Raw genomic sequence first — 24249 nt, forward strand, 5'->3', positions numbered from 1 at the left:
GGCTTACTTTCTCAAAGGATCAGCTTTCAACGCATCCCGAATGTCGCGCAGCAGCAGGATTTCTTCCTTCTCCGCCGGCGTCGGCGCATCCACCGGGCCGCGCAGGCGATTCACGATGCGCACCATCTGAAAGATGACAAAAGCGAGCAGGATGAAGTTCAGGAGAATGGTCAGGAAGTTGCCGTAGGCGAGCACGGCGCCGGCTTTCTGCGCCTCCGCCAGCGGCAGCGCAGTGCTTTGGCCGTTTAGCGGCAGGTAGTAATTGGAAAAATCGAGGCCGCCAAACAACATGCTGATCGGCGGCATGATCACGTCCTTGACCAGCGAATCGACGATGCGCCCGAAGGCGCCGCCGATGATGACACCGACCGCAAGATCGACGACGTTGCCGCGCATTGCGAACGTTTTGAACTCTCCCAGCATGGACATTCCTACGCCTTTCGTTGTTATTGGATCAAGCCGTTTCATGATACCGCAAGCGGAAATGCTGCGGATGCACAGGCGCGCGCATGGTCTAAACAATAGGCTTATTCCACTTGGATGTGTCCGCTTAATAATTTTTTTCCAATGTGTATTGCCCTTCACATATAATTTTGTGTTGCTGGAAGCTCTTTATTGATTCTTAAGATTCGTATTTTCACGGAGTGGGGTTGGTATGAGTAATGATAAGCAGGTCGATTCAGGCCGACGCGGACTGCTCGTCGCGACATGCGCCGCTGGCGGCGTCGTCGGAGCATCCACGGCGGGAGTTCTTGTAAGTACCTTCCAGCCGTCGGAGCGAGCGAAAGCCGCCGGCGCCCCGGTCGAGGTCGACATCTCCGACGTCAAGCCTGGCGAAATGAAAGTGGTCGAATGGCGCGGCAGGCCGGTCTGGATCCTGCGCCGCACCCCCGAGATGCTGGCTACGCTCGACAAGACCGCCGCCGAGCTGGCGGATCCGAACTCCGAAAAATTCTTCCAGCTGCCGGTGCCGGAATACGCCAAGAACCCCTATCGTGCCCGCCAGGAGCACAAGGAAGTGCTGGTCACGGTCGGCATCTGTTCCCACCTCGGCTGCTCGCCGTCCTCGCGCCTCGCGTCCGGCCCGCAGCCCAACCTGCCCGACAACTGGCCGGGCGGCTTCCTCTGCCCTTGCCATGGGTCGACCTTCGACCTGTCCGCCCGCGTGTTCCAGAACAAGCCGGCGCCGACCAACATGGATATTCCTCCTTACATGTACCTGTCCGATAACAAGCTGGTGATCGGCAAAGACGAGAAAGGCGAGGCATAACATGGGCGGCCCATTCAAGGAAACACAGGTTCCTGCGCATGCATCGGCCGGCCAGAAGGCACTGGCCTGGGTCGACGACCGCTTCCCGCTGTCGAAGCTGTGGAACGACCAGTGGGGCAAGTACTACGCCCCCAAGAACTTCAACGTCTGGTACCTGTTCGGCTCGCTGGCCATGCTGGTGCTGGTGCTGCAGATCGTCACCGGCATCTTCCTGACCATGCACTACAAGCCGGACGCCAACCTGGCCTTCGGCTCGGTCGAGTACATCATGCGCGAAGTGCCCTGGGGCTGGCTGGTGCGCTACATGCACTCCACCGGCGCCTCGATGTTCTTCATCGTCGTGTACCTGCACATGGCACGCGGCCTCATGTACGGCTCCTACCGCAAGCCGCGCGAGCTGATCTGGCTGTTCGGCTTCGCGATCTTCCTGTGCCTGATGGCCGAGGCCTTCTTCGGCTACCTGCTGCCATGGGGCCAGATGTCGTACTGGGGCGCCCAGGTGATCGTCAACCTGTTCGGCGCCATCCCTGTCATCGGCCCGGACCTGTCGCTGTGGATCCGCGGCGACTACGTCGTCTCCGACGCCACCCTGAACCGCTTCTTCGCCTTCCACGTCATCGCCCTGCCGCTGGTGATCCTGGGCCTGGTGGCGGCGCACCTGATCGCGCTGCACGAAGTCGGCTCGAACAACCCGGACGGCATCGAGATCAAGGACAACCTGGGCGCCGACGGCCACCCGGTGGACGGCATCCCATCGCACCCGTACTACTCGACCAAGGACTTCTTCGGCGTGGCGGTGTTCCTGACCATCTTCTCGGCGATCGTGTTCTTCGCACCCGAGATGGGCGGCTACTTCCTGGAGTACAACAACTTCCTGCCGGCCGACTCGATGAAGACCCCGCCGCACATCGCGCCGACCTGGTACTTCACCCCGTTCTACTCGGTGCTGCGCGCCACCACCGCCGACTTCATGTACGTGCTGATGGCCGCGACCGCCGCCTATGTCGTGTTCATCTGGCTCAAGTCGCGCCTGGCCTACAAGACCAAGCTGGCCATCGCCGTGATCGGCCTGGTCCTGATCGTCGGCATGCTGCCGCAGGTGCTGGATGCGAAGTTCTGGGGCGTGGTGCTGTTCGGTTCGTCGGTGGTGATCATCGCCTTCCTGCCGTGGCTCGACAAGTCGCCGGCGCGCTCGATCCGCTACCGTCCGGACTGGCACAAGTGGGTGTACATCCTGTTCGCGCTGTGCTTCGTGACCCTGGGCTACCTGGGCACCCAGCTGCCGACGCCGGCCTACACCATCATCTCGCAAGTAGCGACCCTGCTGTACTTCGCGTTCTTCCTGTTGATGCCGTGGTGGAGCACGATGGGCCGGTTCAAGCCGGTGCCGACGCGCCTGACCTTCACGCCACACTAACCGCGCACCACAAGGACAGACACATGAAATTTGCGAAGAAACTGATCGCAGTCCTGGCGCTGGTGCCGGGACTGGCATTTGCCGCCGAAAGCGGCTTTGCACTCGAGCCGGCACCGGAGCGCAGCGACCTGGCCTCGCTGCAGAACGGCGCCAGGCTGTTCGTCAACCACTGCCTGAACTGCCATTCGGCATCGGCCATGCGCTATAACCGCCTGCGCGATATCGGCCTGACCGAAGAGCAGATCAAGAACAACCTGCTGTTTACGCAGGACAAGGTGGGCGGCATGATGACGACGGCCATGCGTCCGGACGACGCCAAGGCCTGGTTCGGCGCCGTGCCGCCGGACCTGTCGGTGATGGCACGCGCCAAGGCTTCGCCTTCGGGCAGCGGCGCCGATTACCTGTACACCTACCTGCGCACCTTCTACAAGGACGACACCCGCCCGACCGGCTGGAACAACATGGTGGTGCCGAACGTGGCCATGCCGCACGTGATGTGGCAGGAGCAGGGTGTGCGCGTGGCGAAATTCGCGGATGCGCCGAATCCGGGAGTCTCCGGCAACACGACCCATCAGTTCGTCGGGTTCCAGCAGCTGTCGCAAGGAACGATGACCCAGCAGGAATTTGACACCGCGACGGCCGACTTGGTTGCCTATCTGGTGTGGATGGCTGAGCCAGCGCAAGACACGCGCAAGAAGTTGGGCGTTATCGTGTTGCTGTTCATGTCGCTTTTCGCCTTCCTGGCTTGGCTTTTGAACAAATCTTACTGGAAAGAAGTGAAGTAAATTCGCTTTCATTGCCCGGTTGGCTATAATACGGGCAATCATTTTTCGGGGTGAATCGCTAGGCGCTTCACCCCATTGTTTCTTAAGGAACTATAAACCATGATGGTTCTCTACTCCGGCACCACGTGCCCGTTCTCCCAACGCTGCCGCCTGGTCCTGTTCGAAAAGGGCATGGACTTCGAGGTGCGTGACGTCGACCTGTTCAACAAGCCGGAAGACATCTCGACCATGAACCCCTACGGCCAGGTGCCGATCCTGGTCGAGCGCGAACTGATCCTGTATGAGTCGAACATCATCAACGAATACATCGACGAACGCTTCCCCCACCCGCAGCTGATGCCGGCCGATCCGCTGATGCGCGCCCGTGCCCGCCTGATGCTGTTCAACTTCGAGAAGGAACTGTTCGTCCACGTGCACGTGCTGGAAAGCGAGCGCAACAAGACGAACGACAAGAGCCACGACAAGGCCCGTTCGGAAATCCGCGACCGCCTGACCACGCTGGCCCCACTGTTCCTGAAGAACAAGTACATGCTGGGTGACGAGTTCTCGATGCTGGACGTCGCGATCGCCCCGCTGCTCTGGCGCCTGGACCACTACGGCATCGAGCTGTCGAAGACCGCGGCCCCGCTGATGAAGTACGCCGAGCGCATCTTCTCGCGTCCGGCCTACATCGAGGCGCTGACCCCGTCCGAAAAGGTGATGCGCCGCTGATGCCGTGTGCGGGCGTGCTCCGGCATCCGCATCCGCATCTCATGATTCCGCATCACGATTCGATATGCGCCGGTTTTCGGACGCCATACAGGCGAATCCGTTAAACTGGCGCGTACAGGTTTGCTTTTTTTATCACATCCATGTCCGAGATCTCCACCAAGCCCTACCTGCTGCGCGCTATCTACGAATGGTGCACGGACAGCGGCTACACGCCCTACCTCGCGGTCAAGGTCGACGCCGCCACGACGGTGCCGATGGAGTACGTCCGCAAGGGTGAGATCATCCTGAACATCAGCTACGGCGCCACCTCGGGCCTGAAGATGGACAACGATGCGATCCACTTCCGGGCACGCTTCAACGGCGTCTCGCGCGAGCTGTACATTCCCGTGCAGAACGTGCTGGCGATTTACGCGAACGAGAATGGCCAGGGCATGGCCTTCGAGGTGAACGTGACGGCGGCGGAGATGGCGCCTCCGTCCTCGACCGAAGAGGCGGCGGCGCCGTCGCTGTCGGCGGTGCCAGACAAGCGGACGGAAACGCTCGTCGAGACCACGACCAGTTCGGATGGCGATGACGAGCCGCCGAAGAAGGGTGGTCGTCCGACGTTGACGCGCATCAAATAGCGTATAATCGTTGTTCCAAGATTAAGCCGGCTTAGCTCATCAGGTAGAGCAGTTGATTTGTAATCATCAGGTGGCGGGTTCGAGTCCTGCAGCCGGCACCAGTATGCAGCATTGAAACGAGGGGTTGCAGCCAGTGGCGCAACCCCTCGTGCCGTTTACGCCTCCTCAGTCGGCGGGAGGCGCCCACATCAGCTGGGCAACGCGCAGCCGGGGCATGAAACCGAGCTTCTGGTACACGCGTCCGGCGCCATGGGTTTCGTCCGCCACGATCACAAGCTGCTCCGCCCGCTCCAGGCCCAGGCGCGCGACGTGGTGGACCAGCTGGGAGCAGATGCCGCGGCCGCGGTAATCCGGGTCGGTCAGCACCGCCTGGAAACGTCCCCTCTTCCCTTCGAAGTACAGGCCCAGGTGAGCCACCTGGCGGCCGTCGAGGAAGGCGCCCCACCAGTGGCCGCGGCCTGCCGCCTCGAGACGCATGAACAACGCCTGTTCTTCGTCGAGGAAGGCACGCTGCGCTGCTTCTGGATACAGGCCGGCCAGCTCGCGCAGGTTCATTCCGCGCCAATCCGCCCAATCTTGCTCGCTGGCGAAGGGGCGGACCTCGAGGCCCGGCACGGCATGCTCCGGTTCACGCAGGCTTCCGCGCTCCAGCAGCAGGACCGGATGGGATGCATAGGCATACCCGGCAGCGAGGAAACCCTCGAGGACGGGCGCTTCGCCGGGGGCCGGCGGCCAGATGAAGGTGCGGTGCGCGATCGTGGGTGGTGTGCCGACCAGGCGCGCGAAGTCCGCCTCCAGGCGTTCGCGATCGTCGTCTTGCGGGCAAGACGGCAAAACGAGCGCATTTCCTTGGTAGAAGTCAGGATTCGACGGCACCCGCATGACGGTGTAAGGACCCTGCCGCGTCACCTCGCCCGCAAAGCGGATGAACATCAGCGAAGTGTCGATGCCGGGGTGGCCAAGGTGGATGGTGTCGTCTTGCATAGGATCGAAAGGATGTGGAAGGGACCGCCCTGCAGCATGCTATGCAATCGTGCCGCCTGCCTGCAAGTAGGCCGAAAGGAAGTGGTCGTAGCTGACATGGCGCTGCCGCGGATAGTGGTTGCCCCGCCCCGGCCCTTTCGGCAAGGCCGCCCAGGTTCGCGCAACCTTGGGCATCACATCGGCAATATCGCCCGCCTTGATCGCGTCGATGACCCCGAGGCTACGCAGGATCTCGACGGCAATCAGGTCCTGCGTGCGTGGCGAAAAATCCCGCAAGCCAAGCTTGGCGCCATGGTGCTGCCAGGTCGGCCGCGTAATCTGGTACATCCCGGCGGCGGTCGTCCTGCCGTCGATGCCCGGCCCAGGATGGGTCGACATGTCGGTAAAGCGCCAGCGGTCGTTCGACTGCCCTTTCAGCGCCCCATACTTGAAGTCATAGCCCCCACCCTCGGCTGCGGCGATCGCCTTCAGGAAGGCAGCGACATTTGGATGGGTAAGATGCTCTGTGTTTTCCGCCAGGAGCGTTTCACGGCGCGACGACAAACGCGGTGCGGAATCCAGCGTAGCCGAACGTTTTGAGTTGGACATGATTTCCTCCCAACGAGTGCTGGCCAAGACCGGCGCCGCGTCGGCTCACCGGCTGTATGAGCTCATCATAGGAAGGTAGCGTGCCCGGCAGTTGAGCAGGCGCAGGCAGCACGCAAGCTGCGCTCGGATTCCTTGCGCAATCACCTTGCAGCCGAGTACAAAAATCTGGCAGGAAATTTCAGCCGCCTCGGCCGCCTGTCGCGGCGGACATGGTAAGGGCTGTACCTCAGGCAGTAATCTAGAAACGATACCACGGCCAACTACCGTCAGTACATTGGCTGTTGCACACTTTGTTGTTGCCGTTTCGCAGCACTAAAACTTATCTTGCCGGCATTAAAAATGTGCCAGAATCCGGATCGCAATATTTGTTTGACCCCCATTTCACCCGGTGCTATAGTCGGGCAAAGCCGATGGTAACGTTTCCAAATCACCGAAAATAACGGCACAAAACGGAGACACGATGTTCACAGTACGCACCCTGGCGACAGCCTGCGCATGGCTGGCCGCTGCCATGACGCCTGCCGCTCCAGCGCATGCTGCGTCGGTGCCGGTGGCACCGAGGGCGGAAGTCATCCACTGGTGGACCTCGGGCGGCGAGTCGGCTGCGGTCAAGCAAGTCGCCCAGGCCTACCGCAATGCAGGCGGCGTGTGGATCGACACCGCCATCGCCGGCGGCGACCAGTCCCGTGCCGTGACCATCAACCGCATCGTCGGCGGCAATCCGCCGACGGCGGCCCAGTTCAACACCTCCAAGCAGTTCCTCGACGTGATCGAAGCGGGGATGCTCAACAACGTCGACGGCATCGCCCGTGCCCAGAACTGGGACCAGATGCTGCCTACCCCGATCATCGATGTGATCAAGGTGCAGGGCCACTACTACGCGGTGCCGCTGAACATCCACATGCAGACCTGGTTCTGGTATTCGAAGGCCGCCTTCCAGAAGGCCGGCATCACGAAGGAGCCAGGCAGCATGGCCGAATTCTTCGTCGCCCTCGACAAGCTGAAGGCGGCCGGGATCATCCCCCTGGCCCACGGCGGCCAGTCCTGGCAGGAGACCGTGCTATTCTCGGCGATCCTGGCCAACATGGGCGGCAAGGAGCTCTACCTGAAAGCGATGCGCGACCGCGACCAGGCGACCCTGCTGTCGCCCCAATTCCGCAACGTGCTGCTGGCCTTCAAGCGCCTGAAATCCTATGTGGACGCCGGCGCCCCGGGCCGCAACTGGAACGACGCCACCGCCCTGGTCATCGCCGGCCGCGCCGGCTTCCAGGTGATGGGCGACTGGGCCAAGGGCGAGTTCACCAATGCCGGACAAATCGCAGGCCAGCACTACGGCTGCATGGCTGGCTTCACGCCATCGACGCCCTACCTGATCCAGGGCGACGTCTTCGTCTTCCCGCGCACCGATAACAGCGGAGCCGTGCGCGCGCAGCAGTTGCTCGCCAACGTGGTCTCGCAACCAGACCTGCAGGTAGGCTTCAGCAAGCTGAAAGGCTCGATCCCGGTGCGCACCGACGTCAATGCGGCCGAGCTGGACCTGTGCGCCCAGAAGGGCATCGAGATCATGAAGGACCGCGCACGCCAGGCCGGTGTGACCGAGGTCTACCTGACGCCGGACCAGAACGGTGCCATGCAGGATGTCTTGACCGCCTACTGGAACACCAACATGCCGGTCGAACGCGCCCAGAAGAGCATCGCCAACGCACTCAAATACTGACCGTCATGCTCACCCTGCGCGCACACAGAATCAGTCCCCATATTGCCCTCCTTCCGATGGCGCTGACGGTGCTCGTCGCCTACATCGGCGCGGCGCTGTGGACCTTCCGCACCTCGTTCACCGCCTCGCGCACCTTCCCGTCGGACACCTTCATTGGCGCCGCCCAGTACGTGCGTCTGTTCGACAACGAGCGCTGGCTGATCTCGCTGAACAACCTGCTTGTCTACGGCGCGCTGTTCATCGGTGCCTGCATGGTGCTCGGCTTCCTGCTGGCCGCCTTCATCGACCAGAACGTGCGGGGCGAAGGCTTCCTGCGCACCGTCTTCCTCTACCCGTATGCAATGTCCTTCGTTGCCACCGGCCTGGTGTGGCAGTGGATGCTGGCGCCGGGCGCCGGCATCGAGGGCGCGGTGCGCCAGCTCGGCTTTTCCAGCTTCAGCTTCGACTGGATCATCGACCAGGAGATGGTCATCTACACCATCGTCATCGCCGCCGTCTGGCAGGCTTCGGGCCTGGTGATGGCGATGATGCTGGCCGGCCTGCGCGGCGTCGATCCCGAGATCTACAAGGCCGCGCGGCTGGATGGCATCCCGGCCTGGCGCGTCTACCTGCAGATCGTGCTGCCGATGCTGGGGCCGACCGTGGCGACCGTGTTCCTGCTGCTGTGCACCGCCGTCGTGAAACTGTACGACGCGGTGGTGGCCATGACCGGCGGCGGACCGGGCACGGCGAGCGAGGTGCCGGCCAAGTTCATCATGGACCACCTGTTCCTGCGTTCGAACATCGGGCTGGCTTCGGCCGGCGCCGTCACCCTGCTCATCCCGGTGCTGGCCCTGCTGGCGCCCTACGCCTACGCACGCAGCCGGAGGAAACGCGCATGAGCCATACCGTCCTGCAGCCAGCCGTTTCCGTCATGCCCCTCGAACCTGCAACGAATGCGCCCCCGGCCGCCCCGACCGTGCCGGCTGCACGCCGCAAGCGCCTGTCGCCGGCCCGCATCGGCGTCTACGCCTTCCTCTTCAGCGCCGCGCTGTACTTCCTGCTGCCGCTGTACGTCATGATCATCACGTCCTTCAAGTCGATGGACGAAATCAGGAGCGGCAACGTGTTCGCCCTGCCCCTGTTCGCCACCGTCGAGCCGTGGAAGAACGCCTGGAGCCAGGTCAGCGGCGGCTTCTGGAATTCGGTGGCGATCACGGTGCCGAGCACCGTGATCCCGATCCTGCTGGGCGCCGTCAACGGCTACGCGCTGTCGTTCTGGAAGCCGCGCGGCGCCAATGTGCTGTTCGGCGTGCTGCTGGCCGGCGCCTTCATCCCGGTGCAGGTAATGATCTATCCGCTGGTATGGATGATGGCGCGCGCCGGCGTGTTCGGGTCGCTGCCGGCCATCGTGCTGGTGCACGTCATCTTCGGCATGCCGATCATGACCCTGCTGTTCCGGAACTACTATGCCTCGGTGCCGCACGAGCTGTTCCAGGCCGCGCGCATCGACGGCGGCGGCTTCTGGCGCATCTTCCTGCAGGTGATGCTGCCGATGTCCCTGCCCATCGTGGTCGTCGCCGCCATCATGCAGGTCACCGGCGTGTGGAACGACTACATCCTCGGCCTGGTGTTCGCGGGCCGCGACAATGCGCCGATGACGGTGCAGCTGAATAACGTCATCAACACCACTACCGGCACCCGCCTGTACAACGTCAACATGGCGGCGACCATCCTGACGGCGGCGCTGCCGCTGGCGATCTACTTCATCTCGGGACGCTGGTTCGTGCGCGGTATCGCCGCCGGCGCCGTCAAAGGGTAAATAAGGGCTAAGCATGTCGAACGTCCACCTGCGCAAACTCTGCATCACCCGCGGCAGCAGTCAGGTCATCCGCGACCTCGACCTGCACATCGAGCCCGGCGAGTTCCTGGTCCTGCTCGGGCCTTCGGGCTGCGGCAAATCGACCCTGCTGCACAGCATCGCCGGCCTGATCGACCTGGCCGACGGCTCGATCGAGATCGGCGGGCGCGACATGAGCCATGCCGACCCGAGCGAACGCGGGATCGGCATGGTGTTCCAGTCGTATGCGCTGTACCCGACCATGACGGTCGAGAAGAACATGTCCTTCGGCCTGCGCATTTCGGGTGCGCCCAAGGCGGAAATCAATCGCCGCGTGCAGAAGGCGGCCGAGATGCTGCAGCTGGAATCGCTGCTGGACCGCAAACCTGCCCAGCTCTCGGGCGGCCAGCGCCAGCGCGTGGCCATCGGCCGCGCGCTGGTGCGCGAAGCCGGGGTCTACCTGTTCGACGAGCCGCTCTCCAACCTGGACGCCAAGCTGCGCGCGGAACTGCGCCGCGAGCTCAAGATGCTGCACCAGGCGCTCGGCTCGACCATGATCTACGTGACCCACGACCAGGCCGAGGCGATGACCCTGGCCACCCGCATCGTGGTGATGCAAGGCGGCCGTATCCAGCAGATCGGCACGCCGAGCGAGGTCTACGAGCGTCCGGCCAACCGCTTCGTGGCAGGCTTCCTCGGCTCGCCCTCGATGAACTTCATCGAGGGCCGGCTCGAGGGGGAGCTGGATGTGCAGCGCCGCTTCAGCGCAGGCGCGCTGGCGCTCACGCTGCCGCCGGACTGCGTGGCCCCTCAGGGCGCGGTGACGCTGGCGATACGGCCGGAGGACATTCACCTGGGCCCGGATGGTCCCCTGCAGGCGTCGGTGACGCTGGTCGAACTGATGGGCAACCACCAGGTCGTCTGGCTGGACTGCGGCGGCCACCAGCTCTCGAGCATCGTGCACGACCCGCGACCGCTCGCGACCGGGCAGGCAGTGCGCTTCGACATCGATGCGGCGCGGGTGTCGCTGTTCGATCCGGCAAGTGGAAAACGCCTTTAAAGACAGGTGCCAGTGTCAGATGAATGCAGTATGCTTCAGTGTTTATCGAATAACTAAACAACAGGATAGGGATCGTTAGTGGCAACCATCAAGGACGTAGCGCGTCTCGCCGGCGTCGGCCTCGGCACCGCCTCGCGTGTGGTCAGCGGCAAGGGCTCGGTGTCGCCCGCCACGCTGGAACGCGTGCGCAAGGCGATCGACGAGCTCGGGTTCCGTCCCTCGCACGCGGCGCGCGCCCTGCTGTCCGGCACCAGCCGGATGGTCGGCGTCTACATCCCGGTCCTGAGCGGCACCTTCTACACCCCGATCCTGCAGATCATCGACACCGAACTGCGCGCCGCCGGCCTGCACATGGTGGTGGCCTTCGGGGTCGGCCTGGGCGACGCCCGCCGCCAGGCGATCGAGGGCATCGAGTTCCTGGTCGAACGCGGCTGCGACGGCATCGTCATGATGACCAGCGCCCTCACGGACGAAGACCTCGCCACCCTGGGCGGCAAGCAGAAGCAGATCGTCGCGCTGAACCACGAATTCAAGCAGATCCCCGACCAATGCTTCACGGTCGACCACGTGCTGGGCGGGCGCCTGGCTGCGCGCACCCTGCTCGACTACAAGCACCGCGATATCGCGGTCATCGCCGGACCGTCGGCGCTGGCCGACAACGTGGCCCGCATCGACGGCTTCATGCGCGAGCTGGAAGCCGAGGGCATCGACACCAAGAAGGTCTGGACGATGGAGAGCGACTTCTCGCCCCAGGGCGGCTGGTCGTCGGCCAAGGCCTTGATCGATTCCGGCACCAAGTGCACCGCCCTGTTCTGCGCCAACGACGAAATGGCAGTGGGCGCGCTGGCCTACTTCCAGGAAGCCGGCATCAGCGTGCCGCGCGACCTGTCGGTGATCGGCTACGACGACACCCCGAGCGCCGCATTCTCGGCGCCACGCCTGACGTCCGTGCACATGCCCTGGCGCGAGATGACGCTCAACGGCCTGAACGCCCTGCTCAACCGCTGCTACGACCTGCACCGCCCGGTGACGCGCACCTTCCCGGTCAGCGTGACGCTGCGCGCCTCGCTGGCCAAGGGGCCGAGCGAAGGCTCGGCCGGCAAGAACACCGCCGCCACACGCAGCAAGAAGAAATAAGAGGGAGGGCCGCCCGTCGGCCTTTTTTTTAGATTGCAATTGGAAAGCTTTCCAAATATCCTAGCGTAACGAGTCAACACGGACCAGACCATGACAACAACACCCCGTCCCGAGCCGAGCGCCCCATCGCGCGGCGATTTCGCCCCCGACTTCTTGTGGGGCTGCGCCACCTCCTCGTACCAGATCGAAGGCGCCGGCCAGGAAGACGGCCGGGTCGAATCGATCTGGGACCGCTTCGCCGCCACACCCGGCAAGATCAAGGACGGCTCCAACGGATCGGTCGCCTGCGACCACTACCACCGCTGGCCGGAAGACTTCGACATCGGCCGCGACATGGGACTGAACGCCTACCGCTTCTCGATCGCCTGGCCGCGTATCTTCTCCGAGGTGGGCGGCAAGCCGAACGACAAAGGCTTGGATTTCTACTCTCGCCTGGTGGATGGCATGCTGGAGCGCGGCCTGCAGCCCTGGGCCACGCTTTACCATTGGGACCTGCCGCAGTACCTGCAGGACCGCGGCGGCTGGAACGAGCGCGCCACCGTCGACGCCTACCTGGCCTTCGTGGACGCGATGACGTGCCGCCTGGGCGACCGTGTCCAGCACTGGATCACCCATAACGAACCCTGGTGCACGGCCATCATCGGCAATTACGAAGGCTGGCACGCGCCGGGCAATACCGACTTCAAGACCGCGCTGCAGGTCGCGCACCATGTGCTGCTCTCGCACGGCAAGGCGGTGCCGCTGATTCGCGCCAACGTACGCAATGCCAAGGCCGGCATCGCCCTGAGCTTGCACCCGGTACGCCCGGCCTCCAGCCACCCGGACGACATCGCCGCCACCGGGCGCCACGACGGCCTGCGCTACCGCTGGTTCCTCGACCCGCTGTACGGCCGCGGCTATCCGAAGGCGACCCTGGAAGCGGTCGGCGACGCCGCCCCTGTCGTGCTGCCGGGCGACCTGGAAGCCATCGCGGTGCCGACCGACTTCCTCGGCGTGAACTACTACTTCCCCGAGACCATCCAGCATGCTCCCGGCCACGGGCCGCTGTCAGCGCGCGTGCTGCCCCCTGCCCCGGGCGTGGAGACCACCTACATGGGCTGGGAAGTGGCGCCGCAAGGCCTGGCCGAACTCCTGCTGCGCATCGAGAACGATTACCGTCCGGGCCCGATGTACATCACCGAGAACGGCTCCTGCTACGCGGACGAGGTGGGCGCGGACGGCGAAATCGACGACGTCGGGCGTCGCCACTACCTGATGCGCCACCTGACCACGCTCAAGTCCGCCATCAAGGACGGGGTGCCGGTGAAGGGCTACTTCGCCTGGAGCCTGCTCGACAATTTCGAATGGGCAGAAGGCTACCTGAAGCGCTTCGGTCTGACCCACATCGATTACGCAACCCAGCAGCGCCGCCTGAAGGGCAGCGGCAAGTGGTACCGCTCCTTCCTGCGCGGTGAATAAGACGACATACAGAATATAACTACCAGCGAGACGACCCATGAAACCCATGCTTCGCAACCCCGTGCTGGCGCTTGCCATCGCGCTTGCCCTGCCTTCCGCCCATGCCGCGACACCTGCGCCCCTGAACGATTGGCCGACGGTGCGCAGCGCCATCGCCAAGGACGCAGCGCTCGAAAAACGCGTCACCGAGATCGTGAGCAAGATGACGCTGGCGCAGAAGGTCGGCCAGATGACCCAGCCCGAGATCAAGAGCGCCACGCCGGAAGACGTGAAGCGCTACTATCTCGGCTCGGTGCTCAACGGCGGCGGCAGCTGGCCGAACGGGAACAAGCACGCGAAGGCGGCCGAATGGCTGGCGCTGGCGCAGCGCTACCACGAGGCCTCGATGTCCACCGACATGGCGATCAAGGTGCCGGTGGTGTGGGGCACGGACGCCGTCCACGGCCACAACAACGTGTTCGGCGCCACCCTCTTCCCGCACAACATCGGCCTGGGTGCGGCACGCAATCCGAAGCTGATGGAAGAGATCGGCGCAGCGACTGCCAAGGCCACGCGCGCCAGCGGCATCGCCTGGGTCTTCGGCCCGACCCTGGCCGTGGTGCGCGACGACCGCTGGGGACGCACCTACGAGAGCTATGCCGAGCATCCGGAAGTGGTCAGGAGCTATGCCGGCGCCTACGTGCGCGGCATGCAGGGGAACCTGAAGGACGACGCCAACACCATCGCCACTGCCAAGCACTTCATCGGCGACGGCGGCACCGAGTTCGGCAAGGACCGCGGCGTCAACAAGTCCACCAAATCACAGATGATCAACATCCACGGCGCCGGCTACTATCCGGCGCTGGAGGCCGGCGTGCAAACCGTCATGTCCTCGTTCAATTCCTGGAACGACGTGGCCGGCGGCACCAACTACGGCAAGATGCACGGCAGCCGCGCCATGCTCACCGACGTGCTGAAGACAAAGATGGGCTTCGACGGTTTCGTCATCACCGACTGGAACGGCCACGGCGAAGTGCCGGGCTGCCGCAACGACAGCTGCGCGGCGGCCATCAATGCCGGCAACGACATGATCATGGTGCCGGACGACTGGAAGGCCTTCATCGCCAATACCATCAAGCAGGTGGAGAGCGGCGAGATCCCGATGTCGCGCATCGATGACGCGGTGAGCCGCATCATCCGCGTCAAGCTGCGCGCCGGCCTGTTCGACAAGAGCCCGGCGCAGAATGCCTATGCCGGCAAGGACGATGTGATGCAGCATCGTGAGCTGGCGCGCCGCGCCGTGCGCGAATCGCTGGTGCTGCTCAAGAACGACAGCCCGGTGCTGCCGATCGCTCGCGGCAAGAAGATCCTCGTGGTCGGCAAGACCGCGGACGACATGTCGAACCAGAGCGGCGGCTGGTCGATCACCTGGCAAGGCACCGCCAACACGAATGCCGACTTCCCGAATGGCGACACGGTCCTGGCCGGCATTCGTGAGGCCGCCGGCAAGGACAACGTGACCTTCAGCGTGGACGGCAAGGGCGTGGACGTGTCGAAGTTCGACGTGGTGGTGGCCGTGATCGGCGAACGCCCCTACGCCGAGGGCGACGGCGACATCGGCCCCAGCGGCACCCTGCGCCATTCAAGCCGCTACCCGGAAGACCTGGCCGTGCTGCAGGCCGTTGCCGGCCGTGGCAAGCCGGTAGTTACCGTATTCGTCTCGGGCCGCCCGCTCTACGTCAACGATCTGCTCAACCTGTCGGACGTGTTCGTGGCTGCCTGGCTGCCGGGCACCGAGGGCAAGGGCGTGTCGGACCTCCTGGTGTCCGGCCCCAAGCGCTACGACTTCACCGGCAAGCTGCCTTTCTCGTGGCCGAAGTCGGTGTGCCAGACGGACCTGAACGTCGGTGACAAGAACTACGCGCCGCTGTTCGCCTATGGCTACGGCCTGAAGGCAGCGACGCGCTCGAAGGTCGGCAAGCTGGACGCCACCTACCCGGCCGGCGGTTGCGGCGTGAGCAACAGCTTCCCGGTGTTCAGCCAGGCCGACCGCGCCAGCTTCCCGCTGACGATCCGCAGCGGCCAGCAAACCCTGGTGCTGGGCGCGGACCTGAACTCGACCTTCAGCCTGCCGGGCGTGAGCGTGCAGACCTCGCAGGTGAATACCCAGCAGGATGCCAAGCTGGTGACCTGGACCGGGCCGGCCACGATCGAGGCGCGCGGCGCCCGTGCGATGGTGCTGCCGGCCGCCGCCAGCGCCAATGCAGCGCTGCGCTTCGATACCATCGTGTCGGGCGCGCCAAGCGGCAAGGTCACGATGAGCATGGGCAGCGGAACGCTCGACACCACGGCCCTGTTCAAACGCCTGGCCGGCAAGGGCAAGCAGACCGTCAACATCCCGCTGGCCTGCTTCCAGGCCAAGGGCACCGACCTGGCGAAGGTGAACACACCCTTCAGCGTGACCAGCGACGCCGGCTTCGCTGCCGCCTTCACCAACATCGAGATCGCCGGCGGCGCCGCAGGCGAACCGGATGCGGTGCGCTGCGAGGAACTGCGATGAACATGGAGCTGAAGCTGCTGGCGGACATCGGCGGCACCAACGCCCGCTTCGCCCTGCAGTCGGACGAGGGCTTCGACGACATCGAAGTGCTGGCCTGCGCCGACTACCCGAGCCTGGGCGAGGCCATGCAGGCCTACCTCGGCAAGGCGGCCGGCCGCGGGCTGGCAGTGGGCAGCGTGCGCCATGCGGCGCTGGCGATCGCCAATCCGGTCGAGGAAGACCGGGTCAGCATGACCAACCACCACTGGAGCTTCTCGATCGAGGAGCTGCGCCGGCAACAAGGCCTGGCTACCTTGCTGGTGGTGAACGACTTCGCCGCGCTGGCGATGTCGCTGCCGCACCTGGCGGCCGAGGGACGCGAGCGCATCGGCGGCGGCATCGAACTGCAGAACCGACCGATCGGCCTGATCGGCCCGGGCACGGGCCTGGGCGTGTCGGGCGTGATCCCGGCGGGAAAGCGCTGGATTGCCCTCGCCGGCGAAGGCGGCCACGTGAGCTTCGCGCCATCGACGAAGGAAGAAGTGGCGATCCTGGAAACGCTGTGGGGAGAATACGGGCATGTGTCCGCCGAGCGCCTGCTGTCGGGCATGGGCCTGGAACTGATCCACTGGGCGCTGACCGGCAAGCGCATCGATGCCCCGGCCATCACCGGTGCGGCAATCGACGGCAGTTCCGGCGACTGCGCCAGGACCGTCGAGGTCTTCTGCGCGATATTGGGTAGCGTGGCCGGCAACGTCGCGCTGACCCTGGGCGCGACCGGCGGCATGTATATCGGCGGCGGCATCGTGCCCCGGCTTGGTAGACTGTTCACGGAGTCAGCTTTCCGCGCGCGCTTCGAGGACAAGGGACGCCTCGGTCCCTACCTCGCACGCATCCCGACTTACCTCATCACCGAGCAGTACCCGGCGCTGCGCGGCGTGTCCGCGATGCTCTCGGATCACATCGCGGCACTACGATAACAATACGGAGACATCATGCAGAACACTGCACCCAACCCAGCATCTTCGCCAAGCGTGGCGCAGGCCGCCGATGGCGAACATAACCCCCACACCGGCGCGCTCGTCATCGTCACCATCCTGTTCTTCATGTGGGGCCTGCTCACGTCGCTCAACGACGTGCTGATCCCGCACCTGAAGTCGATCTACACCCTCACCTACCTGCAGGCGATGCTGGTGCAGTTCTGCTTCTTCGGTGCCTATTTCATCGTGTCGCTGCCGGCCGGGATGCTGATCAAGCGGATCGGCTACCAGAACGGCGCCGTCACCGGCCTGATGATCGCGGCCGCCGGCTGCGCCCTGTTCTATCCGGCCTCGAAGGGCGGCTACGGCCTGTTCCTGTTCGCCTTCTTCGTGTTGGCGAGCGGCATCACCATCCTGCAGGTGGCGGCCAACCCCTTCGTCACCGTGCTCGGGCCGGCGCGCACCGCCTCCAGCCGCCTCACCCTGACCCAGGCTTTCAACTCGCTCGGCACCACCGTGGCGCCGGCGCTGGGCGGCATCCTGATCCTGTCGACCGTGGTGCTGAGTGCCGAACAGCTGGCCGCGCTGCCGGCCGCCGAGCAGGCCGCACACAAGGCGGCGGAAGCGGCCGCCGTGCAAGGCCCGTATCTCGGCCTGGCTGCGGCGTTGGCGCTGCTGGCGGTGCTGTTCGCGGTGGCCAGGCTGCCGAAGATCAGCCACGAGATCGATGGCAAGCCGGCCGTCGACGGCAAGGGCGGCGCGATGGCCTACCGCCACCTGGTGCTGGGCGCGGTCGCGATCTTCCTGTACGTGGGCGCGGAAGTCAGCATCGGCAGCTTCCTGATCAACTTCCTCGGCGAGGGCAACATCGCCGGCCTGAGCCACGCGGATGCGGCGCAGTACGTCAGCCTGTACTGGGGCGGCGCGCTGGTGGGCCGCTTCATCGGCTTCGCCGTGATGCGCACAATCAGCCCGGGCAAGACCCTGGCCTTCAACGCCCTCGGTTCGATCGTGCTGGTGCTGGCGGCGACCTTCGGCGAAGGCCAGCTGGCCATGTGGGCGATCATCGCGGTCGGCCTGTTCAATTCGATCATGTTCCCGACCATCTTCAGCCTCGCGCTTCACGGCCTCGGCAAGTTCACCGGGCAGGGCTCGGGCATCCTGTGCATGGCCATCGTCGGCGGCGCGATCGTGCCTTTCGTACAAGGCATGTTCGCCGACACCATCGGCCTGCAGCCATCCTTCCTGGTGCCGGCCGTGTGCTACCTGTTCATCCTGTATTTCGGCATCAAGTACGCGAACCTGCACAAGCAGCCGGTGGCGGGCTGAGGCCTCCCGGGCGCTCATCCTTGCCCCCCTGGGCGAGCAGCGTCCGGTCCCGGCGCAAGGCATTCATCAGATCGATGAAACGCTTGACCGCCGGGCCGGGTGGCCGCTCGGCGGTCCAGATGACGTCGACAAACTCCCGTGCCGCGGGGAATACCCGGAGATTGTCGAGATCGAAACCCATCTTTCAATCGCACTGATAGTTCTTGACTTTTTCGGTCTCAAATACAAACATACTATCGTTCATGACGACGTCGACAAGCACCATGGCCGCCTGTGGGCATGCGCGCCATTGCTTTCGATCCCGGCCTTTCACTGGGCGCCAACGTTTTTCCGACCACGAGTTCGCCTATGGATCTCTCGGAATACCTTCCTGTCCTGATGTTCATTGTCATCGGCACCCTGGTCGGCATCATGCCCCAGGTACTCGGCCGCACGCTCGGCCCGCATCGCCCCGACAAGCAAAAGCTGTCGCCATACGAATGTGGATTTGAAGCGTTCGGAGATGCGCGGATGAAATTTGATGTCCGCTATTACCTGGTGGCGATCCTGTTCATCGTCTTCGACCTGGAAGTGGTCTTTCTCTTCCCCTGGGCAGCTGCTCTGATGGAACTGGACAGCATGGGCTTCTGGGCCGCCATGGTGTTCCTGGCGCTGCTGACGGCCGGGCTGATTTACGAATGGGGGAAAGGCGCGCTGGAGTGGGAGTGAAGATGGACGCATTGCTCGCCACGAACGCCATATTCGCCCTGTGCCTGGCTTGGGCGGCATGGCGCCAGTACCGGCGGCGCAACCGGCGCGATGCCGGCTTCCTTGGCGCCGTTTCCAGCCTTGCACTGGCAATCAGCGCCGCCACCTGGCTGCACGTGCTGGACCACGGCTGGTAGGCGCCGGTCTTATTTCGGCGCCGAGCAGTAACGCCCCACATACGACTGGTGCGAAGGCAGGCTGGCCACGGTACGGTCGATCTGCCCCTTGATCGAACCGAGGAAGTGCGACAGCTCCTCGTCGCCCATCAGGTCGGCCGACTGGTGGTGGCGATAGGGCATGATGCCCTGCCCCAGCATCACCTGGACCCACGAGTTCTCGGCGAACAGTTCGTTCGAGATGCGGAAGACGCGGCCGGTTTCGCGGAACAGGTCGATGCGGTGCTGGAGCGATGCCGGCACTTCCATGTTGCGCGCGTCCGCCCAGTAGGGCGCGTCGATCCGGTTGTTGACCTTGTAGTGCAGGATGATGAAGTCGCGGATGTGCTCGACTTCCGTCCAGGCCTGCTTGTTGAATTCGTCGACGTCGGCCTGCGCAATGCCGCTGGCCGGGAACATCTGCATCAGGCGGATGATGCTGCGCTGTATCAGGTGGATGCTGGTCGATTCGATCGGTTCCAGGAAGCCACTCGACAGGCCAACCGCGACCACGTTGTGCTTCCAGACCTGGCGGCGCTGGCCCGGCGTGAACTTGATGACGCGCGGCTTCATCAGCGCTTCGCCTTCGATGTTCCCCAGCAGCGTTTGAATCGCCGCGCCTTCTTCCACGTAGCGGCTCGAGAACACGATACCGTTGCCGACGCGGTGCTGCAGCGGGATGCGCCATTGCCAGCCGAAGGGATGGGCGATCGAGCGCGTGAGCGGGATCGCATCACCGACGGACGTCGTTTGCAATGCAGCGGCGCTGTCGTTGAACAGCCATTCCGACCAGTCCTCGTAGCCGACACCCATCGCCTGCCCGATCAGGAGCGCGCGGAAACCGGTGCAGTCGATGAACAGGTCGCCTTCGATGTCCACGCCCGAATCGAGCGTGATCGAACGCACGTGGCCCGTCAGGGCGCTGGTGGTGACGTCGACAATCTTGCCCTCGATGCGCTGCACGCCGAAGCGCTCGCTGAATTTGCGCAGGTAGCGGCCATAGGCACTCGCATCGAGGTGGTAGGCATAGTTCATGCCGAAGTTCCTACCGTTCTGCGGCAGGTGGGCGAACTTGCTCTCTTGCGAGGCGCGCAGCTCCAGGCAGTAATCGCCATAGTCGCCGGCCAGGCCGCGCTCGCGGCCCTTGTGCCAGAAGTGCTGGAAACCGGCGGTCCAGTGGTCGGTGCCGGTCATGCCGAACGAGTGGATATAGTCCTCGTTCACGTTGCGCCAGTTCTCGAAGCTGATGCCGAGCTTGAAGGTGGCCTTGGTCTCGGCCATGAACTCCTGCTCGTTGATCTCGAGGAGGTTGTGGAAGTTCAGCAGGGTCGGGATGGTGGCCTCGCCCACGCCCACGGTGCCGATCTCGTCGGATTCGACCAGCTTGATGTCCAGGCGCTTGCCCAGCACCTTCGAAATGCAGGCGGCCGCCATCCAGCCGGCGGTGCCGCCGCCCGCGATGACGACCCGGCGCACGGGCTTGCCCATGCCGCTCATTTGCTCTCCTCCCTTGTCCATCCTTGTCTCCTCAGCGGTTCATTCTTTTCAGTAGTTGGGCGCGGATGCTGCGCACGCTGTCGGCATCCATCGGCGCCAGCGCGCGCCGCGCGTGGGGCGGAATATGGGCGGCGGTCTGCTCATCCGCTTCGAACACGTAGTGGCGGAACAAGCCGGCCCAGGCCTTGCGCTGTTCTGGCGGCAGGTCGCGCACGCTCATCAGGGCATGCATCATGGCGTTCATCGGCGTGTCCATGTAATCCGGGGACTGGCGCCACCAGTAATTCACCAGCACATTGAAGTCTTCCAGCGCCTGGATGTGGTGCCACCACATGCTGGGGATGAACAAGGCGTCGCCCGGCTCCATCTCGACCACCAGCGCATGCTCCATCGCGGTGGCAAAGCGCGGGAAGCGCTCGAGATCGGGTTTCAGGAAGTCGACCAGGCTGATGGCCTGGCCGGCCGGCGTCAGGTCGAGCGGGCCGACGTACAGGTTCTCGACCTGGCTCGGCGGGAACAGCGTGAAGCGGCGCCGCCCGGCCACGACGCATGCCAGGTTGTCCGGCAGGTCATAGTGGGCCGCGATGCGGGTGCGGTTACCGATCCAGATCGAACCCAGCGCGTCGCGTTCGCCGAGCTCGACCCGGTTCTCGTCGTGGAAGCCGGGCAGGCAGGTGTCGATCGTGGTCGAGCCGACGTAGATCGCGGGCTGCTGGTGCGGGGCAGCGCCGCGGTAGCGTTCCAGCTCGGCCAGCACCTTGTCGAGACGCACGCGCACGGGGGCGAAGTTGAAGCCGTCCATCGCTTCGTTGTAGAAGAAGCGGCCTTCGATCTCGGGCGGGCCGAGCATCGCGTTGACGGTGGCGTCGCGGTAGAAGCGGCGCAGGTAGGCATCGGCGGCGCCGGCGGATTGGCGCGCCGCCTGCACCATCGGCCACCCTGCCGCAAGACCACGCAGCACCACCGGTTCGGTGGACTCCAGAATGCCAGGGCCGAGGTCGCGCGGCGTCAGGCCGCTGATCTCGCGGATAGGTTTAGGCGTGGGCAGCACGGCGGGCATTCTTGCGGTCGATCAGGGCGCGGAAATTCGACAGCGACGCGATCTGGAAGTAGATGGCGGCCAGCCAGCCGGCCTTGTGCAGGGTTTCGATCGCCGCGCCATCCAGCGCGGCCAGGCGCTCTTCATTGATGGTGTAGAAGCCGGCGAGGCGATTCTGCGAACCGTCGTCGAGCGTGATGTCGAGCGCAAAGCCTTCGATCAGTTCGTGCTCGACCAGCGCCTCGACGAACGCCACATTGGACCCCATGCCTTCGTGGATGGTCAGCAGCATCGAGTTGACGTGCTCGAGGTAGGGGCTCATGCCGCCGTGCGGCAGGAAGATCGGCTCACCCTCGGTGGTGCCGATGCGCGGGCTGTCGACATCGATGTGGATCACCAGCTCGTCGCCGTCGCGGCCGATCATGAAAGGCAGGCGCTCCACCAGCAGCGGCAGGGTGGGCGCATCCCAGCGGTCCTCTTCCAGGAACAGGTTCTCGTCGGTCTCGAAACCGAACAGGGCGATCGGCTCGAAGGGGTGGACTTCGCTCTGCTTCCGAAAAATGATCGGGTAGTGCGCCTGCAGGAGGCGGAATTCGGCGGCGAAGGTCTGCACGTAGGCGAGGCTGTCGGTCAGCCCGCGTCCCTGCCGGGTGTTCACGCGCAGGTCCTTGTGGTCGACGTTATTCAGCAGTACTGGCTTGGCCATTGGATCGTCTCTTTCTCGTTGTCGTTGTTGTCGTTGTTGCCCGTGCTCGCGTCCTTGCGATCACGGTAGTGGTCATTTGACGGGCAGGCCATGGCGGACGATGTGCGCGATGAGCGTGCGGTTGTCCGGCAGCGCCGGCAGCATCCGGCGCGTCAGGTCGGCGGCCTGGCGCAGGAAACCGTCGGCCATGGCGGCGTTGCCCTCCCCGACGCGCTCGCGCCGGGACAGGCCAGGCTCCGGCCTGAAGCCCATCCCATACAAAATATACTGGTAACTCGCCGCCGGGAAGACCTCCTGGATGCGGTTGAAGTCGTAGCGCGAGGGCGGACGGTGGCGCCACAGCGCCAGCAGGTCGGCCACGCGCTGCGGGATGGTTTCGCTGTTCCGGTTGTCGCGCCAGTAGCCGTTCGGGTCAAGCGCGCCCTCGCGGCGGCTCAGGACATAGTGCAGCTTCAGGAAGTCGATCACCCGTTCCCAGCGATAGGTGAAGGTCTCGTTGAAGCGCTGGGCGCAGAGGTCCATCTGTGCACGTGTGACCGGCATCTCGTCGGCCAGCATCGCGCTTGACAATTCGACCATGGCCAGTGCCGAGGCTTCCAGCGGCTCGATGAAGCCGCTTGATAAGCCGATGGCAACGCAGTTGCGGTGCCAGAAGCGCTCGCGGTAGCCGGGTTCGAAGGACAGTTTGCGCGGCGTGGGGATGTCGTCCGGACCGCCGGTAGCGCGGATGTAGGCGCGCAGCGCGCGTTCGGCCGCATCATCGCTCGTGTGGGCGCTCGAATATACGTGGCCGATGCCGCGCCGGGTCGGCAGGCCGATGTCCCAGATCCAGCCGGCTTCCTGCGCGGTGGACGTGGTCTGCGAGGCAATCGGCGTGTCGTCAAGCCGATAGGGCACCTGGACCGCCAGCGCGCTGTCGTTGAATAGGATGCCGCGCTGCGGGAGGAAAGGCACGCCGTAGTGCTTCCCGAGCAGCAGCGACTGCATCCCGGTGCAGTCCACGAACAGGTCGCCGGCCAGTTCGCCGTGCGCCTTGGTGTGCAGGGCGGCGATGTCGCCATCGTCATGGGAGCGGATGCCCGTGACATGGTCCGGTACGTAGTGCACGCCGAGCTTTTCCAGACAATGCTTCTTGAGGAACAGGCCGAACTTGCCGGCGTCGAGGTGATAGCCGTAGTTGGCCACGGCGGCGAATTCTGGCGTGGCCGCCTGCTTGGGCGCGCGCCCGTGCACGCACAGGTGCGGCTGGTAGCTCACCAGGTCGGCGAAGGGAATATCGGCGTGGCGCGCGAGCCAGTGGCCGGCCATGTCGGCATCGCCCCATCCCTGTGGCAGCACGAAGGGGTGGAAATAGTAGTCGTGGTCGCCGCCGCTGACCCAGCGGTTGAAGCGCGAGCCCTGCTTGAAGGAGGCGTCGCACTCGCGGAAAAATGCGGACTCGGACAGGCCGGCCGCGCGCAGGGTGTCGCGCATGGTTGGCCAGGTACCCTCGCCGACGCCGATCGTCGGCACATCGGGCGACTCGATCAGCGTTACGCGCAGGGCGCCTTCGCCGGCCGACTGGAAGCTCGATGCAAGGACGGCCGCCGTCAGCCAGCCAGCCGAGCCCCCGCCCACGATGACGACATGCCTGATGGTGGTGCTCGCCATATTTGTTTCCGAAAAAAACTAATGCCTAGGCAAGTCTAACCTGAAAATGAACACAGCGG

General features: G+C 64.5%; 23 protein-coding genes and 1 tRNA gene. 17 read left to right on the forward strand and 7 right to left on the reverse strand.

All coding sequences use genetic code 11. The features are described 5' to 3' along the window. Positions 1–3 precede the first annotated feature (3 nt). Positions 4–429, reverse strand: a complete 426-nt coding sequence (gene mscL / locus MA09_RS21185) for a large conductance mechanosensitive channel protein MscL (protein WP_036252907.1) — start codon at positions 427–429, stop codon at positions 4–6. A 226-nt stretch (positions 430–655) separates the two neighbouring features. Between mscL and petA the strand changes: the two genes are divergently transcribed. The 6 genes from petA (at position 656) to MA09_RS21215 (ending at position 4907) form a co-directional block, all read left to right on the forward strand. Then, positions 656–1270, forward strand: coding sequence for a ubiquinol-cytochrome c reductase iron-sulfur subunit (gene petA, locus MA09_RS21190; protein WP_036252909.1), 615 nt, complete (start codon positions 656–658; stop codon positions 1268–1270). A 1-nt stretch (position 1271) separates the two neighbouring features. Continuing rightward, the gene (locus MA09_RS21195) at positions 1272–2687 is read left to right on the forward strand and encodes a cytochrome b N-terminal domain-containing protein (protein WP_036252910.1); all 1416 of its coding nucleotides are present in this window, start codon (positions 1272–1274) and stop codon (positions 2685–2687) included. 23 nt (positions 2688–2710) lie between these two features. Then, positions 2711–3472 carry a cytochrome c1 gene (locus MA09_RS21200; RefSeq protein ID WP_036252912.1) on the forward strand — a complete coding sequence of 254 codons (762 nt, stop codon included), beginning with the start codon at positions 2711–2713 and terminating at the stop codon, positions 3470–3472. A 99-nt stretch (positions 3473–3571) separates the two neighbouring features. After that, entirely contained in the window at positions 3572–4183 is a 612-nt protein-coding gene (locus tag MA09_RS21205) for a glutathione S-transferase N-terminal domain-containing protein (protein ID WP_036252914.1), read from the forward strand. Positions 4184–4323: 140 nt separating this feature from the next. Then, complete coding sequence (locus MA09_RS21210) at positions 4324–4806, forward strand: ClpXP protease specificity-enhancing factor (RefSeq protein ID WP_036252915.1); 483 nt, start codon at positions 4324–4326, stop codon at positions 4804–4806. Between the two features lie 25 nt (positions 4807–4831). After that, positions 4832–4907: transfer RNA gene (locus MA09_RS21215), tRNA-Thr, on the forward strand. Between the two features lie 64 nt (positions 4908–4971). Here MA09_RS21215 and MA09_RS21220 read toward each other — a convergent pair. Both MA09_RS21220 and MA09_RS21225 read right to left on the reverse strand, forming a co-directional pair. Then, complete coding sequence (locus MA09_RS21220; protein WP_036252917.1) at positions 4972–5790, reverse strand: GNAT family N-acetyltransferase; 819 nt, start codon at positions 5788–5790, stop codon at positions 4972–4974. 39 nt (positions 5791–5829) lie between these two features. Further along, on the reverse strand, positions 5830–6378 hold the full coding sequence (locus MA09_RS21225; RefSeq protein WP_229440811.1) for a paar repeat-containing protein: 549 nt from the start codon (positions 6376–6378) through the stop codon (positions 5830–5832). A 460-nt stretch (positions 6379–6838) separates the two neighbouring features. Between MA09_RS21225 and MA09_RS21230 the strand changes: the two genes are divergently transcribed. The 11 genes from MA09_RS21230 (at position 6839) to MA09_RS24925 (ending at position 19280) form a co-directional block, all read left to right on the forward strand. Next, entirely contained in the window at positions 6839–8095 is a 1257-nt protein-coding gene (locus tag MA09_RS21230; RefSeq protein WP_051933676.1) for an ABC transporter substrate-binding protein, read from the forward strand. Between the two features lie 5 nt (positions 8096–8100). Then, positions 8101–8976, forward strand: coding sequence for a carbohydrate ABC transporter permease (locus MA09_RS21235; protein ID WP_036252919.1), 876 nt, complete (start codon positions 8101–8103; stop codon positions 8974–8976). Beyond that, on the forward strand, positions 8973–9896 hold the full coding sequence (locus MA09_RS21240; RefSeq protein ID WP_373887862.1) for a carbohydrate ABC transporter permease: 924 nt from the start codon (positions 8973–8975) through the stop codon (positions 9894–9896). Before MA09_RS21235 ends, MA09_RS21240 begins: the two co-directional genes overlap by 4 nt. 13 nt (positions 9897–9909) lie before the next feature. Beyond that, on the forward strand, positions 9910–10974 hold the full coding sequence (locus MA09_RS21245; RefSeq protein ID WP_036252920.1) for an ABC transporter ATP-binding protein: 1065 nt from the start codon (positions 9910–9912) through the stop codon (positions 10972–10974). 78 nt (positions 10975–11052) lie between these two features. Continuing rightward, the gene (locus MA09_RS21250) at positions 11053–12111 is read left to right on the forward strand and encodes a LacI family DNA-binding transcriptional regulator (protein WP_036252922.1); all 1059 of its coding nucleotides are present in this window, start codon (positions 11053–11055) and stop codon (positions 12109–12111) included. A gap of 90 nt (positions 12112–12201) precedes the next feature. Next, a complete protein-coding gene (locus MA09_RS21255) occupies positions 12202–13569 on the forward strand; it encodes a GH1 family beta-glucosidase (protein ID WP_051933677.1) in 1368 nt (455 codons plus the stop codon). 37 nt (positions 13570–13606) lie between these two features. Beyond that, entirely contained in the window at positions 13607–16108 is a 2502-nt protein-coding gene (locus tag MA09_RS21260; RefSeq protein ID WP_036252926.1) for a glycoside hydrolase family 3 protein, read from the forward strand. Then, positions 16105–17067: a glucokinase gene (locus MA09_RS21265; RefSeq protein ID WP_051933678.1), complete on the forward strand. Its 963-nt coding sequence runs from the start codon at positions 16105–16107 to the stop codon at positions 17065–17067. Before MA09_RS21260 ends, MA09_RS21265 begins: the two co-directional genes overlap by 4 nt. Before the next feature lie 15 nt (positions 17068–17082). Then, a complete protein-coding gene (locus MA09_RS21270; RefSeq protein WP_036252928.1) occupies positions 17083–18396 on the forward strand; it encodes a sugar MFS transporter in 1314 nt (437 codons plus the stop codon). Between the two features lie 348 nt (positions 18397–18744). Beyond that, positions 18745–19104: an NADH-quinone oxidoreductase subunit A gene (locus tag MA09_RS21275; RefSeq protein ID WP_036252930.1), complete on the forward strand. Its 360-nt coding sequence runs from the start codon at positions 18745–18747 to the stop codon at positions 19102–19104. A gap of 2 nt (positions 19105–19106) precedes the next feature. Beyond that, positions 19107–19280 (forward strand): hypothetical protein, encoded by a 174-nt coding sequence (locus MA09_RS24925; protein WP_161783244.1) that lies wholly within the window; start codon positions 19107–19109, stop codon positions 19278–19280. A 9-nt stretch (positions 19281–19289) separates the two neighbouring features. Here MA09_RS24925 and MA09_RS21280 read toward each other — a convergent pair whose 3' ends face one another. The 4 genes from MA09_RS21280 to MA09_RS21295 all read right to left on the reverse strand — a co-directional run bounded on the left by MA09_RS21280 (position 19290) and on the right by MA09_RS21295 (position 24190). Further along, positions 19290–20816 (reverse strand): tryptophan halogenase family protein, encoded by a 1527-nt coding sequence (locus MA09_RS21280; RefSeq protein ID WP_051933679.1) that lies wholly within the window; start codon positions 20814–20816, stop codon positions 19290–19292. A 10-nt stretch (positions 20817–20826) separates the two neighbouring features. Further along, positions 20827–21846 carry a cupin-like domain-containing protein gene (locus MA09_RS21285; RefSeq protein ID WP_373887863.1) on the reverse strand — a complete coding sequence of 340 codons (1020 nt, stop codon included), beginning with the start codon at positions 21844–21846 and terminating at the stop codon, positions 20827–20829. After that, positions 21830–22540: a SapC family protein gene (locus MA09_RS21290; RefSeq protein ID WP_036252934.1), complete on the reverse strand. Its 711-nt coding sequence runs from the start codon at positions 22538–22540 to the stop codon at positions 21830–21832. The genes MA09_RS21285 and MA09_RS21290 overlap by 17 nt, the downstream gene beginning before the upstream one ends. A 72-nt stretch (positions 22541–22612) precedes the next feature. Then, positions 22613–24190: a tryptophan halogenase family protein gene (locus MA09_RS21295; RefSeq protein ID WP_036252936.1), complete on the reverse strand. Its 1578-nt coding sequence runs from the start codon at positions 24188–24190 to the stop codon at positions 22613–22615. Positions 24191–24249 lie beyond the last annotated feature (59 nt).

This window comes from Massilia sp. BSC265 (genome assembly GCF_000740675.1).
GTDB lineage: Bacteria > Pseudomonadota > Gammaproteobacteria > Burkholderiales > Burkholderiaceae_D > Telluria.